We start from the raw sequence: 14936 nt of genomic DNA, 5'->3' as shown, positions 1-14936 counted from the left end.
GTGTCTGGGTGCAGCGGGTCACATGTCGAGTCCGCCGTTGACGCCCCACACCTGACCGGTGATGTAGGACGAGGCGTCGGCGGCCAGGAAGTGGACGACGCGGGCGATCTCTTCGGGATCGGCCAGGCGGTTCACCGGGATCGTGCTCTTGATGCGATCGAGGACCTTGTCCGGGATGGTCTCGACCATCTCGGTGGCGACGAAGCCGGGGGTGATGGTGTTGACGGTGACGCCGATGCTGTCCGGGGTGAGCTTGCCGGAGCGGGCCAGCGTGAACGCCGCCTCCTTCGCGAGCGTCTTGGTCAGGCCGAACATGCCGGCCTTCGAGGCCGCGTAGTTCGCCTGGCCGATGTTGCCGGTCTCGCCGATGACGGACGAGACGTTGACGATGCGACCGGTGCCGCGCTCGAGCATGTGCTTCAGGGCGGCCTGGGCCAGGAAGAAGGCGCCGGAGAGGTTGACGGAGATGACGTTGTTCCAGTCGTCGTCCTCCATCTTCAGCACGGTGCGGTCGATGGTGATGCCGGCGTTGTTGACGAGGATGTCCAGGCGCCCGTGCCGCTCGATGACCTCGTTGATGGTGCGACGGCAGTCGTCCGCGTTCGCGACGTCGCCCTTGTGCACGCTGTACTCGACGCCGTTCTGGCCGTTCGCCTGGATGCCCGCGAGGAACTGGTCGGCCTGGGCGGTGTTGCGCCCGTACCCGGCGGCCACCGTCGCGCCCTGGGCGGCGAGGCTGCGGCTGATGGCCGCGCCGATGCCGCGCGTTCCACCGGTCACGAATGCGACGCGGCCGCGCAGCTTGGTGCCGGCGACGGTGGTACGGGACGACGGTTCGATGGTGCTGGTCATGTCGGTTCTCCTCGAATGCGGCGAACTCGACGGATGCCGTCGAGTACAGATGTGTCGGGCCGGCGATGCCGGTGCCCCGAGCGGCGGTGCCCGGAGTCCGATCGGCGTGGGTGCTACCGCGAGCAGCTGATGTGAGCGTCCCTGCACGCTTCGCGATATTCGCCCCTGCCAACCGAATTCACGTAGTGCTCCCGCTCGTTCTCCCCTGTCGAGTTCAATGATGCAGCATCGCGCGTCATGTGTCATGTCTTTCGCCGAAAATGATTGGCAGAGCAATGACTTACGCTAATGATACTGAATAGTCTTGAATAACAACGGATTACGGTAATTGTTGGGGTGATGTTCACCTACAGGCCGACTGCATGTCCGTTCCGGGACCTTCGTCACGACACGCAACGCGCAGCAGGCAGATCGGAATGGCGCGCGGTACTACTGCGCGGTCAGGAGTGCGGCATACATGCAGCTGGTCTGTTCGCGTATTCGTGATCTGCCTGCGAAATATATTCCCGTACAACATAATTCACTGCTCGATCCGCGGCTGTTCCGACCGCACGGGGGGTGCCGGCTCGAAAGCACTGCGTGCCAACAGCGTGCATGTAGCGACCTGCGCGGGGGGTGTGGGGGGCGAAAATCGGTACCCGGCTCCACGCCGCCGCAAACCTGTGAGCTTGCTCACGATCGCATATTTCCCGGGATTGGGACACTCCGGATCGGGGGTTGTGTGCGCGGATCGGTCGCCTCGCCCAGCGACTGCAGGGCGACGTACGGCCGTCCCGGCGGGAGGGAAAGTACCCGGGACGCCGGCCGAGACGGTGACGGACCCGTGAGGGCACAAGAAAGGGCCCCGCACCGGCGAACCGGTGCGGGGCCCTTCGGGGATCGTGCGGTTACTGCGCGAGCACCTTCGCCATGCCTCGCTCGACGGCGGCGACGATCTCCGGCCGCAGGTCCGCGGCAGGGATGATCGAGTGCACGGAGCCGACCTGCTGGGCGCGCTGGATGTTGTGGATGGCCTCGAACTCCGCAGCCACCTCACCGAGCTTCTCCGACCGCACCGCGGTGCGCTGCGTTGCCAGCTCGACCCGCAGGCGGGCCTTCTCGCCGTCCTCGGCCGCGGCGAGCTGCGCCTCGAGTTCGGTGATCCGCGGATCCGCCGCGGTGCGCGCATTGACGTCGCGGGTGAACACCACCGCCGCGGCGGGTGCGCCGCCGAGCACGGAGGCGAACGAGCCCTCGACCGCGAGCACCTCCATGTTCTCGTTCAACGCGCCGGAGAACACCACGAAGGCGCCACCGTGGTAGCGGGAGACCACGACGAAGACGATCGGGCCGTCGAAATTGACGATCGCCCGGCCGATCTCGGCGCCGTTCTCGAGCTGCAGGTTACGCAGCGACTCGGGGGAGCCGTCGAACCCGGACAGGTTCGCCAGCACCACCACGGGGCGGTTGCCGCTCGCCGCGTTGATCGCCCGCGCGGTCTTCTTCGACGACTTCGGGAACAGTGTGCCCGAGGTCCACTGGTCCGGCCCGTCGGTGGGGAACCAGCCCTTGCGGGCGATGGCGCGGGACTCGATGCCGATCACCGTGACCGCGTTGCCGCCGAGATGGGCGTCGAACACCACCGACGTATCGGCGTCGGCCATGTCTGCCCACCGCTCGAGCACCGGGTGGTCCTGGTCGACCACCGCGCGCATGACCGTGCGGATGTCGAACGGCTTCTTGCGGTCCGGGTTGGTCTCCGCGGAGAAGATGTCGCCCACCGTGGTGAAGTCGCTCGACGGGTGCACGTGCGGGTACACCCGGACGTCGCGCTCGATCGGGTCGACGGTCTCGGCCTTGCGGGGGAACCGCTCGCCCGGGGCGAGGTAGGCGTGCTCGTAGTGCCCGAAGAGCACCTCGACCGCGGCCGACAGGTTCGGCGCCCAGTACTGCGCCTGACCGTTGGGGCCCATGACGCGGTCGTAGCCGCCGATACCGAAGTTGTCCTCGGCCGACACGCCACCGGAGTAGTCCAGGGACTGCTTGCCGGTCAGCACCATCGCACTGTCCGGGGTCATCACCAGGATGCCCTTGGTGTGCATGAGCATCGTCGCCTCGGCGTTCCAGTACGGCTGGGCGCCGACGTTGATGCCGGTGACCACGACGTTGATCTCGCCGCCGGCCTGCGTGAAGGTGATGATGCGGCGCAGGGCCCGCGAGACCCAGTCCATGTTCTCGGTGCCGGACTCCATCGAGATGGTGGCGCCGGAGGACAGCGCGAACCACTCGACCGGGACGCCGAGCTGCTCGGCCAGGTCGATCGCGGCGACGACGCGGGCGCACTCGGCCTCCGCGACGGTGCCGAGCGCCTTCGTCGGATCGCCGAACAGCGCGACGCGGGTCATGCCCTCCGGGTACCGCGGCGTCGGGGTGGTGACCAGCCCGACCACCAGACCGGCCTTGTTCCGGCCGTACGGACGCTGCACCGGCACCACGGCACCGGTGACACCCCCCGTCGCTGCGCTCGCCCCGGAGTCGTCGAGGTCGTACTCGACGAAGCTGCCCTTGCTGCCGGTGAGCAGCGGGATCAGCTCGTACGGGTACACGGTGCCGCGGGCGCGGGAGCGCTGGACCTTCTGGGTGTACTCGTCGAGCGGCTGCAGCGGCTCCTTCGGCGGATCGGTCACCCGCACGACCACGCCGGCGCCGGAGCGGTACGAGAATCGCAGCGCCACCTCGCGGGGCTCGGCCTCCGCGGTCTCACGCCACCAGCCGATGACGGTGATCTCCTCGAGGCCGGCGCCGACGGTGAGCGGGGCCGCCCCACGGCTGACCCGCTTCAGGTCGTCGATGCTCAGATCCACCTCGGGCCACACGAACAGCACCACGCGGTTCGCGTCGAGCCGGCGCTTGCCGCGGGCGGCCTGCGACCGGCGGATCGCGTCGAGGCAGCTCGACAGGGCCCGCTCGAACGCGGGCAGGCCCACGATCGTGCCGGTCTCGTCGCGCTGCGGGGTCAGGTCCCGCACCTCGGCGAGGGCGATGAGCCGCTCGTCGGACGGATTCTCGTTCGCCGCAATGTGATACAGGTACGAGTCCGGGTTCGACGGCAGACGGGTGCCGACGAAGTTCTTCAGCCGCCACAGATCCAGGCGCTGACCGGTGAGCGGGTGCATGTCGCGGATGTTGGCTTCCTCCGCGTACCCGGTCTCGAACGGGCGGAAGGTGAAGACGTGCTCCTCGGCGCGGTCGGTGTGGCACACCGTCACCGTGACCCGGCGGGCGGCGGTGGCGACCTCACGGCCGGCCAGCACCGCGCGCAGCGCCTCGGCCTGCGCGTCGGCGTCGGCGGGGGCGTTGTCCCACGCGAGGTACAGGTCGACCACCAGGTTGTCGGTGCCGGGCAGGGTGCGCGCCGACTCCTCGACGGTGTCCAGGGCCGCCTCGAGCTCGGCGTGCCGGGCCTCGGTGGAGATCAGGTACAGGCGGGTGCCGCGCAGATCGAAGTTGCCGGTGACGAACTGCCGGCCGCCGCGCACCTCGGACTGCACCTGCTCGAGCGTGCGGATCTTGTAGGCGCGGCGGGTGATGACCTCGAGCAGCGGGCCCGGAACGGTTTCCGGTCGGGCGATCTGCTGGGCGAGCAGGTCGATCAGCGGCTCGGGGGTGGCCACCAGGGCCTCGACGCGCTGCGCGTAGTCCGCGGCGCCGGGGTGGTCGGCGAGGTGGGCGAGGCTGCCGCGCACCCCGTCGTACACCTGCTCGCGGACCTTGCGGATCACCGGCTCCTCGAAGAGGCGGTAGCGCAGGTTGCGGGCCGCGTCGCCGATCACCGGGTAGCGCACCTGGGTGGCGACGATGAGCCGGTCGAGGACCTCGTTCAGCTCCTGCGAGATGCCGGCCGGTCCCTCGGTCTCCTCGAGCCACCGCTCGAGCAGTGCCGAGACCACCGGAACCTGCGTCTCGATGCGCTGCTGCGCGAGGAACAGCCGGTAGACGGCCTCCTCTAGCTCGGGGGTGCGGTCCAGCTCGGTGACGTCGTAGTGCCGCAGCGCCTGCGACAGCCGCGCCCGGAAGCTCTCGGGCAGGCCGCCGACCTCGACGTCGAGGGACTGCAGGTAGCCGTGGAAGTGCTCGCGGGGGCTGTGCACGCGCTCGTCGCTGGACTCCTCGGCCTGCGTCGGGCGGTTGCGCGAGAGCTCGCACACGTCGGCGAACGTGGTGAGCAGCGCCAGCTCGGCGCGCACCAGGTCGCAGTTCCCGGCGGCCTCGCCGCGCAGGCGGTCGTACTCGGCGAGCAGCGTCGCGGTCCGCTTGCCGGAGATGTCGTAACCGGTGACGAGCGCCTCGAGGGCGTCGAGCCGGGCCAGCGCGTCGGCCGCGGCGTCGCCGGTCACGACGGCGGCGGGTGCGGGGAACTGCACGCGCTCGACCGTCTCGGTGACGGTCTCCTCGGCGATCCGATCGACACGCAGCAGCGGTGCACCGGCGTCGACCTGCGAGTTGACCACGGCGAGGACCTCGCGGACGCGGCCGGCGAAGGGCGCGCGCACCGCGGTCTCCATCTTCATGGACTCGAGCACCACGAGCGTCTGGCCGGCCTCGACCTCGTCGCCGGGGGCGACGGGCACCGCGACGACGACGGCGGGCGCGGGGGTGCGCACGACGCCGGCCTCGTCCTGGCTGATCTGGTGGCTGATGCCGTCGACCTCGACGAGGAAGCCGGTGGCGCCGGCGATCGAGACGATGTGGTGGCGGCGGCCGGCGAGGACGAGCCGGGACTCGAACTGCCCGAGCCGGTCGACGTCCACCTCGAGTTCGCCGCTGCCGGCGTCGACGCGGTAGCGGTGCGGCCCGACCTGTCCGACGAGCAGCTCGTAGGCCTGGCCCTGGTAGCTCAGCTCGACCTTGCGGCCCACCGAGTGCCCGGCGCGGGGGCGGCCGCCGCGGGCGGAGGTGAGGAACGCGGCGCGCTCGTGGCTCTCCTCGGCGTCGTAGACGTCGACGGCCGTGGCGATCAGCGCGATGTCGGCCACCCGGGACGGACCGGTGGCGGTGCCGGCTCCGGTGCGGTCGAGCCAGCCGGTGTCGGCCGACGCGGAGATGACCTCCTCGCGGTCGAGCAGGTCGAGCAGGAACGACTTGGTGGTGGTGCCGCCGTCGAGGACGACGGTGGTCTCGCGCAGCGCGGTGCGCAGGCGGGCCAGGGCCTCGTCGCGGTCGCGGCCCCACGCGATGATCTTGGCAACCATCGAGTCGTAGTCCGGCGGGATGACGTCGCCCTGGGCGATGCCGGTGTCGACGCGCAGGCCGGACCCGAGCGGGAACTTGAGCAGCTGCACGGAGCCGGGGGCGGGGGCGAAACCGTTGTCGGCGTCCTCGGCGTTGAGCCGGGCCTCGACGGCGTGACCGAACTCGGGCGGGCAGTCGCCGGGCAGCTTCTCCCCGGAGGCCACCAGGATCTGCAGCTTGACCAGGTCGATGCCGGTGGTGGCCTCGGTGATGGGGTGCTCGACCTGCAGGCGGGTGTTGACCTCGAGGAAGGTGAAGATCTTCAGGTCCGGCTGGTACAGGTACTCGACGGTGCCGGCGCCGCAGTACCCGGCGGCGCGCACGAGGTCCGCGGAGACCGCGCGCAGGTGGTCGGCCTGCTCCTTGGTCAGCAGCGGCGAGGCCGACTCCTCGATGACCTTCTGGTTCTTGCGCTGGATGGAGCAGTCGCGCACGCCCGGCGCCCAGACGTTGCCGTGACCGTCGGCGATGACCTGGACCTCGACGTGGCGGGCGTCGGTGACGAGACGCTCGATGAACACCACGGGATCGCCGAACGAGCGCTCGGCCTCGCCCTGGGTGCGCTCGAGGGCGAGCTCGAGCTCGTCCTCGGAGTACACCTTGCGGATGCCGCGGCCGCCGCCGCCGGAACGGGCCTTGATGATCAGCGGGTAGCCGATGGCCTGGGCGTGCCGGCGCGCGTCGGCGCGGGTCTCGACCGGTCCGCCCGACCACGGGGCGACGGGCACGCCGACCTTCTCGGCGAGCAGCTTGGCCTCGACCTTGTCGCCGAGCAGGCGCATGGCCTCGGCCGACGGGCCGATGAAGGTGATGTTCAGGCGGGCGCAGACCTCGGCGAAGGCGGGATCCTCGGCCACGAAGCCCCAGCCGACCCACACGGCGTCGGCCTTCGCTTCGAGGAGGGCGCGCTCGAGTTCGGCGTGATCGAGGTAGGGGGTGGCGGCCGTGGTGGACGGCCGCAGGGTGACGCCCTCGTCGGCCTGGCGGACGAACATGGCCCGCCGCTCGGCCTCGGTGTGCAGGGCGATCGTCTTGATGTCGTAGCCGTGCTCGGAGTTGAGCTCCCGGACTGCTCTGATGAGGCGTACTGCCGCCTCACCTCGGTTGACCACCGCGATCCGTTTGAACATACTCGTTGCCACCGTTCTCCAGGTTTGTGCGCGCTCGTGCGACGCTCGTCGAAGCTTCTCGCCAGTGAGTGAAAAAAGTTAACCGATGTCGAGGCCCGCGTCACGGGTTGATAACGCGAGCAAGAACATGTATCGGTCGGCTCCTCGTGTCGGCGTATGCGTGCGGACGTGTGCACCGACTGGCCCGGCGGATGCCTGGGTGTCGGCGGACAGGCGGTCGGCCTCGTCCCGCGGACCGTCGTCGTCGACGGCCGAGTGCCCCCCCGGTGGGGACGATCCTTCCGCTAACAGCATGAAGGAAACATGAGGGTTTGTCACGTTTTGTGGTCGGCAGGGCGGGGTTTGCCGCTCCCTCTCCGCCTCGCGCGCGGGAACCGCTGGCGGACAGTCGATTACGATCGAAATGGGGGACGATTCCGGGGCCGGGCCTCGGCGGGCCCGGGAATACCGCCGGGTAACACCGGGCAGTAACATTCGGGCCGTTGGTCTTTCGCGCGGCACGATGTCGGGTCCGCGAGCGCCGTCGGCTACGTGAATTGTCCAGCATCGGACCGGCATCGACGCCGCGAACGGGTCGAAGCGGACACGGGCCGCCGGCTGCGGGACCCGTCGCGCCGCCGCGACGAGGGTCGCTGCGGTCCGGCCGGTGCTGTGACGATTGTCACGGTAGTCGGAGCGCTCGTGTGTGCGGGCCGAATGTCACATCGATTCGATTGCATCGACCGGATGTGACATTCGGCCGCCGGCAACCCCCGCACAGCCCGGGCGCTCGATGTCTCCGGAAGTTCACGAATCGGCAGTGTGAATCGCCTATCGTGGCCCCAGGCTTCGACAGGGGAGGACGCATGCCCGAGATCGTGCACGCACCGGCCAGGCATCTGGCCGCCGTGGAGTTCAGCACCGACGTGGCGCACATCGGTGAGCACCTCGGCGAGGCGTACGGCGCCGTCGAGCAGTACCTGGCCGGCGCGGGCACGTCGCCGGCCGGCCCGGCCGTCGCGTACTACCGCAACTTCACCAGGGAGGGCTTCGACGGCGCCGCCGGCTTCGAGGTCGCCACCCGGATCGACGGCGACGGCCACGTGGTCCCGATCGACCTGCCCGCCGGCCAGGTCGCGACCGAGACCCACCTCGGTCCCTACGACACGCTCGAGCACACCTACGAGGCCCTCGCCGCCTGGGCCGCCCGCGAGGGGCACGACCTCGACCTGAGCACCGCGTGGGAGGAGTACTGGAGCCCGCCGGGCACCCCCGCCGAGGAAGTGCGAACCGTGATCTTCGTTCCCGTGAACTCCTGAGGCGTATCGCGGAAGCACCCCCACGGCGGCGGGAGGCGGGAGACAATCCGCGAATGTCCCTCGTCGTCGGATTCGCGCCGTGGATTGTGTACTGGATCCTCGTCGGCAACACCGGGTTCGTCACCGCCGTGGCCGCCGCCCTCGCGCTCGCCGCCGCCGGCCCCCTCGTACAGCGGGTGCGCGGAAAGCCTTGGCGCTCCCTCGACGTCGGCACCGTCGTCGTCTTCGCGCTGCTGCTGATCGCCGCGCTCACGCTCGACGACGCCGTCCTCGAACGCTGGCTGCAGCCGGTCGGCAATCTCGGACTGCTGCTCGTCGTCCTCGGCGGCATCCTCGCCGGACGACCGTTCGTGCGCGAATACGCCGTCGAGACAGTCGATCCCGCGACCGCGGCATCCGGCGGCTTCCGGTACATCACCACCGCGATGACGTGGATGTGGGCCGCCGCGTTCGCCGTGATGACCGTGTCCTCGCTGATCCCGCCGATCGTCGACGGTTCCGCCACCGTCCGCGACGAGACCGACGCGCTCTCCGTCGTCGGCTACTGGGTCGTCCCCTTCGTCGTCCTGGGTGCCGCCGGACTGGTTTCGGCCCTGTTTCCCAAGTGGTTCGACACGAAGTCCGCGCTCGCCGCCACCGCCAACCCGAGCCCCGAACCCGCGTCCCCGACGGCACCACCCCCGGACCTCGACTCGCCCCGGGTGCACCTCGTCGTACCGCGCCAGTCGCGGCACGACGAGCCGTTCCGCCTCACCCTCGCCGGGTCGCGGCCCGACGCGACGATCACCGTCACCGCCGAGGGCGCCGACATGTCCGGCGCCCGCTGGCGGTCGCACCGCAGCTACGACGGCAGCGTCGACGTCGTCGACGAACCGTTGTGGGACATGCGGTTCGACGAGCCCGACCGCGTACCCGACCTGTTCGTCCCCCCGCCCGGCCGGTGGCCGGTCACGCTCACCGTCACCGACGGCCCGCACACCACGCGACGCACGGTGATCCGCACCGACGCCGCGCCCGGCGTGACCGTCGAAGACCTCGACGTCGCCGGACGGCCGGGTCTGCTCGCCCGCCCGGACGGCCCGGCTCCGCTGCGCGGATGGCCGGCGGTGCTGTGCGTCGGCGGATCCGAGGGCGGCGTCGATTCCCAGCGCGCCACCATCGCTGCCCTCGCCTCCCACGGCCACGTCGCCCTCGCCTACTCGTGGCTCGACGAGAACACCGAGGTCGCGTCCGTACCGCTCGAGCGCTTCACCGGCGCGCTGCGCCACCTCGCCGCCCTGCCCGAGATCGACACCGACAACGTTGCCGCCGTGGGCATTTCCCGGGGCGCCGAAGGCCTTCTCGCCGCCGTCGCGGCCGACGGCACGTCGCTGCGGGCGCTGGTGCTCGTCAGCCCCAGCTCCGTCTCGTGGCAGGGACTCGGGCCGGACGGGGAGATCCCGGACACTCCGTCGTGGACCCTGGGCGGCGCGCCACAGCCCTGGGCACCGCTGCCCAGCTCCGCGCTGATGCCGCAGATGATCCGCAACGCCTGGCGCGCCGGCCGCGACGTCGCCCGGCACCGGCCGTCGCTGCTGCGGCTGTCCGACGCCTACCGCGCGGGACTGCGCGACGCGCCCGACCCCGCCCACCTGCGGTCCGAGAAGATCGACGCCCCGATCCTGTGCATCACCGGCACCGACGACCAGCTGTGGCCGTCCACGGACATGGCGGGCGCCCTGCTCGCCCGGCGCGGCGACGGTCGCGACCGGCACCTGTCCGTCGACGGCGCCGGCCACCTGATCCGCCTCGGTATGTTCCCCGGCGACGCCCAGTGGAGCGGTGGCATCGCCTTCGGCGGCACCCCGGCCGGGCAGGGCAGGGCCCAGCGCGCCGCGGTCGACGCCGTCACCGAGTTCCTCGCCTGACCGGCGCTCCCGTCGCGGTCCCGGGTTTTCTGGAACAGTGGAGGGGTCCGGACGCCACGAGGAGGTCCCGATGTCCGACGACCCGCAGTTCCCGGTCGGGTTCGAACCGGCCGCGCAGCGCCGCGAGCGGATGGCCGCGCAGGTGCGCCGCTGGTGCGAGCAGCACCGGCTCGACGGCCGGCATGCCCCGCTGTCGGACGCCGCCGCTCTCTGCCTGGCCGCCGGCCACCTCGACGACGAGACCCGCGACATCCTGGCCCGGCGCCGCCGGATCGGCCGCGGCCTGCCCACGCTCGGCGGGTTCGGCGCGTTGCGCCATCTCACGGACGAGCACGCCCGCCTCACGGTGCGAGCCGCCGACCTGCGCCCCGGCGCCGCCCGGCTGGTGTTCGAGTACCGGGCGGGGGAGCTGGCCAAGCGGCTGCGCAACGCCCACTACACGCTCACCGTGTCCGGCCGGCACTACGCGCAGGGCGTGCGGGCCGTGCGGCGGGAACGGCGCGACGGCGTGCACCTCGACCCGCACCAGCGTGACGCCCTGTTCGCGGCGCTGCAGCGCACGCCCGCGCCGATCCCCGAGAGAACGACCGATCAGGTGCGCGGCGCCGTGCTCGGCGTGGCCGTGGACCGGGTGACGCGCTGGTCCGACGGCACCGCGGCGGCCGCGGTGGGACGTCGCGCCGCCGACGCCCTCGGCCGGCAGGTGCCCGACGGCGACGATCACTTCGTCGACCGGTACGACACCCTGCTGTTCCTCGCCGGCACCCTGTTCGACCGGATCGAAGGCTCCACGGCCTGGCGGTCGGACCACCTCGCGGTGCAGCGGTCCCAGCTCGATCTCGCCGACGAGCTGACGCAGATCGCCGTGGACGCCGTGACGTTGCGGGGCCTGCTCGCCGAACTCTCCGACGCCCGGCGCGCGGCGCCGTCCGCTCGCGCGGCCGTCGACGCGCGCATCGCCGCGCTCGCACCGGTGTGGGATCAGCTTCTCGACCGGGTGGCGGCACTGGCCCGCATCGGCGAACTGCTCACCGTCGCCGAGGTCCAGCTGCGCACGGCCGAGGTCGAGGCACGCACCGCGAGCCTCGACGAGCGGATCGACTCCCTCATCGGCCGATCGGGAGCGCGGGAGTTGTCCGCCGACAACACCCACTTCGTCGGCGACCAGTTCGGGATCGCGGCAGAGCTGATGGGTTCGCTCCGGTCGGAGCTGAGGGGCGACATCGCGGAGCTCACCGCGCGGGAGTGAGGCCGCCCGCGCGTCGATTGTCGGCTGTCACAGCCCAGCTCCTCGGTGATTCCGACGTCGCCCGACGGCACTGCTTCTCGTGCGGGCGGTGCTGTAGCTTTCACGCGTTCTCGAGCGAAATCGACTGGGGGTGAACGGGTGCTGCGCAGTGTGTCGAGATGCACGGCGCCGAGATGCACGGTGCCGAGACCCACGGTGCCGGCGTGCACGGCCCGGAGGTCGGGGATGCTCCTGGCGGCGACGGTGCTCGCCGTCGCCGGCTGCGGCGGGTCCGGCGGCACGGTCCGGGTGCAGGACGATCCGATCCTCGAGGCGGAGTTCGACACGGTCCTGCTGACCGGCGAACCCCGCACCCTCGCCTCCGTGGCCGAGGACGCCGGTCTGTCGCCGGGGTCGTGGGACCGCATGTACCGCTTCTCGCTGCCCCTGCTGATGAGCTCGATCAACCGGGATCTCGGCCTGACGGGCACCGTGTGGGAGAACCTCCCCGACACCGCGGGGCAGGGCCTGATCGTCTTCATGTCCGACGGCGCCGTCGTCCGTGCCGCCGTCGACCGGGCACCCGTCGTCGAGGTCGACGGGTACGGCACCCCCGAGGCGCTGGTCGAGGCGGCCCCGGACCGGCTCACGATCGTCTCCGGCCACTGACCGACCCGGTGTGACATCCCCCCGTCCGATTCGAGGTCCAAGGACCCGTTCCGAACGGGCGCGAACGATGGGACGCTGAGACCGGCAGACACCCATCGGCGAAAGGGCCGAAGCAATGAAGGCACTGGTGTTCCACGGTCCGGGCAAGCGCGTCTGGGAGGACGTTCCCGACCCCCGAATCCAGGACCCCACCGACGCGATCGTCCGCGTCGACGCGGTCACCATCTGCGGCACCGACCTGCACATCCTCGGCGGCGACGTCCCCGAGGTGACCGACGGGCGCATCCTCGGGCACGAGGCCGTCGGCACCGTCGTCGAGGTCGGGCCGGGCGTGCAGAACCTCGCGCCCGGCGACCGGGTCCTCGTCTCGTGCATCACCTCGTGCGGGCGCTGCCGCTTCTGCCGCGAGGGCCGCTACGGCCAGTGCCTCGGGGGCGGGGGCTGGATCCTCGGCCACCTCATCGACGGCACCCAGGCCGAACTCGTGCGAGTCCCGTTCGCCGACAACTCGACCCACCGTGTACCCGAGGGCGTGAGCGACGAGCAGATGCTCATGCTCGCCGACATCCTGCCCACCTCCTACGAGGTCGGCGTGCTCAACGGATGCGTGCGGCCCGCCGACGTCGTCGTCATCGTCGGCGCCGGACCGATCGGTCTTGCCGCGATCCTCGCCACCCGGCTGCTGAGCCCGAGCCACGTCGTCGCGGTCGATCTCGCCGACAGCCGCCTCGAGGCCGCCAAGGCGTTCGGCGCCGACGTCGTGGTCAACGGCGGGCGCGACGACGTCGCCGCGGTGGTGCGCGACCTCACCGGCGGCCTCGGCGCCGACGTCACCATGGAGGCCGTCGGAGTGCCGGCGACGTTCGAACAGGCCGTCGAGCTGGTCCGGCCGGGTGGCCATGTCGCCAACATCGGCGTCCACGGCGCGCCCGCCACCCTGCACCTGGAGAGCATCTGGATCAAGGACCTCACCATCACCACCGGCCTGGTCGACACCTACTCGACGCCGACCCTGATCGGCCTGGTCCGCAGCGGCAAACTCGACACCTCGCCGATGATCACCCACCGGTTCGCACCCGACGAGTTCGAGGAGGCCTACGACGTCTTCGGCCGCGCGGGTGAGACCGGTGCGCTCAAGGTGCTGCTGACGGGCAGCCGGTAACCTGGCGCGGCTGCGCTCGCTGCTTCACCCGCGCCGCCACAGGCGAGCGAATGTATCGTTCCGTCGGACTACCGAGGTGAGCGATACATTCGCTCGGGCCGCGCTCATTCGTGAGTTGCCGCGATTCCGAGTTCGGCTGCGGCGGAAGTAAAGTCCGGGTCGAAGAGCAGGAAGCTCAGCAGGTCGCCGTGGTCCTCGCGTGTTCCCCCGGCGAGGCGACCCAGGACCGACAGCCACGGATGGCGCAGACCGCCGACGCCCGCGGCCTTCCTGCTGTACACGTCGTACGCGAGCCGGCCGAGGTCGTACGCCTGATCGAGCGACGGGCCCGCGAACCGCACCCGGATCTCCCGATCCGATGTCACGTCCGCGCTGTCCACTCCGGCTGCACGGATGCGCATCAGCCGGTCGTTACGGACCTCGAGTTGGTGGAGGTCTTCGATCATGCGGTCCGAGAGGAGGGCGCGCAGGATCAGCGCGGCGGCACCGAATACGTCGGGCGGTTCCTCGTCGCCGGGCACGAGGTCGGCGGCAGGCCGTTCGATCCAGTGCCGCGGCTGGGTCGCGACGACTCCGAGGGTGTCCGCGCCGAAGGCGAGGGCCGGTTTCAGCGGGGTGTTGAGCTGCAGACCGCCGTCGGCGTACCAGCCTGCCCACGCCGCCGGTTCGGTGACCCGGACGGGCCGGAACAGCACCGGCACCGCCGCCGATGCCAGCACGTGCTCGACGGTCAGTTCCGTTTCGACGTAGGTGATGTTGCGATGTTCGTCGTAGGGAGGTAGCGGCACAGACGAGTGCTTCTCGACGAAGACCACGGTGCCGCGGGTGGCGACCGACGTTGCGGTCACCGCGACCGCCCCGATGGCGCCGCTGCGGATGTTGGCGTGCAGGTCCTCCCAGCAGATGAGAGAGTCCAGCAGGTCGTGCATGCGCTCGGTGTCGAGAAGGCTCGGTAGCGTGACGTCCAGACCGGCGGCCTGACCGAGGTAGCGCAGGCCCGTGCCGACCAGCGTCCCCACGGGGCCGAAGACGTCGTCCAGTCCCACCGTCGACCACAGGCTCACGATCCTGTGGGTTGCGGCCTTGTACCCGTCCCCGGCGAAGGCGGCCAACGCGACGACGTTCAGTGCGCCGGCGCTGGTTCCCACCAGAATCGGGGGGTGCTCCGACCTCGGCAGGTGCGGCAGCAGCGATGCGATAGCTCCGGCCTCGTACGCGCCCCGGGCGCCCGCGCCGGATACCACCAGACCTACGGTTTCGCTCACGGTCGTCCCCCTCACGACGAGCACGTGCGTACATCGGAGAACGATACGCGCCGGTGCGGCGCCGAATGCGTGATCCGCAGGAGGCGGACGAGGGGCGCGACGAGCACATCCTCGCCCCGTCGGCAGCGCTCACGGGCATCCGGCCGGGGGCGCC

General features: G+C 70.9%; 8 protein-coding genes. 5 read left to right on the top strand and 3 right to left on the bottom strand.

The features are described 5' to 3' along the window. Positions 1-18: 18 nt before the first annotated feature. Positions 19-852 (bottom strand): 3-oxoacyl-ACP reductase family protein, encoded by an 834-nt coding sequence (locus JYA75_RS22740; RefSeq protein WP_185713648.1) that lies wholly within the window; start codon positions 850-852, stop codon positions 19-21. Positions 853-1739: 887 nt separating this feature from the next. After that, positions 1740-7253 carry a carboxyl transferase domain-containing protein gene (locus JYA75_RS22735; protein WP_203330215.1) on the bottom strand — a complete coding sequence of 1838 codons (5514 nt, stop codon included), beginning with the start codon at positions 7251-7253 and terminating at the stop codon, positions 1740-1742. An 845-nt stretch (positions 7254-8098) separates the two neighbouring features. On the opposite strand from JYA75_RS22735, the gene JYA75_RS22730 reads away from it, so the two are divergent. From JYA75_RS22730 to JYA75_RS22710, 5 genes are all read left to right on the top strand, one after another. Next, entirely contained in the window at positions 8099-8551 is a 453-nt protein-coding gene (locus JYA75_RS22730; protein WP_006946883.1) for a GyrI-like domain-containing protein, read from the top strand. Between the two features lie 53 nt (positions 8552-8604). Next, the gene (locus JYA75_RS22725; RefSeq protein WP_168579413.1) at positions 8605-10458 is read left to right on the top strand and encodes an acyl-CoA thioester hydrolase/BAAT C-terminal domain-containing protein; all 1854 of its coding nucleotides are present in this window, start codon (positions 8605-8607) and stop codon (positions 10456-10458) included. A 70-nt stretch (positions 10459-10528) separates the two neighbouring features. Continuing rightward, positions 10529-11707: a hypothetical protein gene (locus JYA75_RS22720; RefSeq protein WP_168579414.1), complete on the top strand. Its 1179-nt coding sequence runs from the start codon at positions 10529-10531 to the stop codon at positions 11705-11707. Positions 11708-11932: 225 nt separating this feature from the next. Continuing rightward, a complete protein-coding gene (locus JYA75_RS22715) occupies positions 11933-12355 on the top strand; it encodes a hypothetical protein (RefSeq protein ID WP_168579415.1) in 423 nt (140 codons plus the stop codon). Positions 12356-12470: 115 nt separating this feature from the next. Further along, entirely contained in the window at positions 12471-13517 is a 1047-nt protein-coding gene (locus JYA75_RS22710) for a zinc-dependent alcohol dehydrogenase family protein (protein WP_203329400.1), read from the top strand. 104 nt (positions 13518-13621) lie between these two features. Here the strand turns inward: JYA75_RS22710 and JYA75_RS22705 are convergent, their stop codons facing one another. Next, positions 13622-14761 (bottom strand): patatin-like phospholipase family protein, encoded by a 1140-nt coding sequence (locus JYA75_RS22705; RefSeq protein WP_168580546.1) that lies wholly within the window; start codon positions 14759-14761, stop codon positions 13622-13624. Positions 14762-14936: the final 175 nt, after the last annotated feature.

The organism is Rhodococcus sp. PSBB066, assembly GCF_017068255.1.
GTDB classification, from domain to species: domain Bacteria; phylum Actinomycetota; class Actinomycetes; order Mycobacteriales; family Mycobacteriaceae; genus Rhodococcus; species Rhodococcus aetherivorans.
Note: the sequence above shows the minus strand (reverse complement) of the source record. Positions and strands in the feature narration are given on the sequence as shown.

Coding starts and splice junctions, on each gene's coding strand:
- JYA75_RS22740 (WP_185713648.1), bottom strand. CDS start 852: ATGACCAGCACCATCGAACCGTCGTCCCGTACCACCGTCGCCGGCACC.
- JYA75_RS22730 (WP_006946883.1), top strand. CDS start 8,099: ATGCCCGAGATCGTGCACGCACCGGCCAGGCATCTGGCCGCCGTGGAG.
- JYA75_RS22715 (WP_168579415.1), top strand. CDS start 11,933: ATGCTCCTGGCGGCGACGGTGCTCGCCGTCGCCGGCTGCGGCGGGTCC.
- JYA75_RS22735 (WP_203330215.1), bottom strand. CDS start 7,253: ATGTTCAAACGGATCGCGGTGGTCAACCGAGGTGAGGCGGCAGTACGC.
- JYA75_RS22725 (WP_168579413.1), top strand. CDS start 8,605: ATGTCCCTCGTCGTCGGATTCGCGCCGTGGATTGTGTACTGGATCCTC.
- JYA75_RS22720 (WP_168579414.1), top strand. CDS start 10,529: ATGTCCGACGACCCGCAGTTCCCGGTCGGGTTCGAACCGGCCGCGCAG.
- JYA75_RS22710 (WP_203329400.1), top strand. CDS start 12,471: ATGAAGGCACTGGTGTTCCACGGTCCGGGCAAGCGCGTCTGGGAGGAC.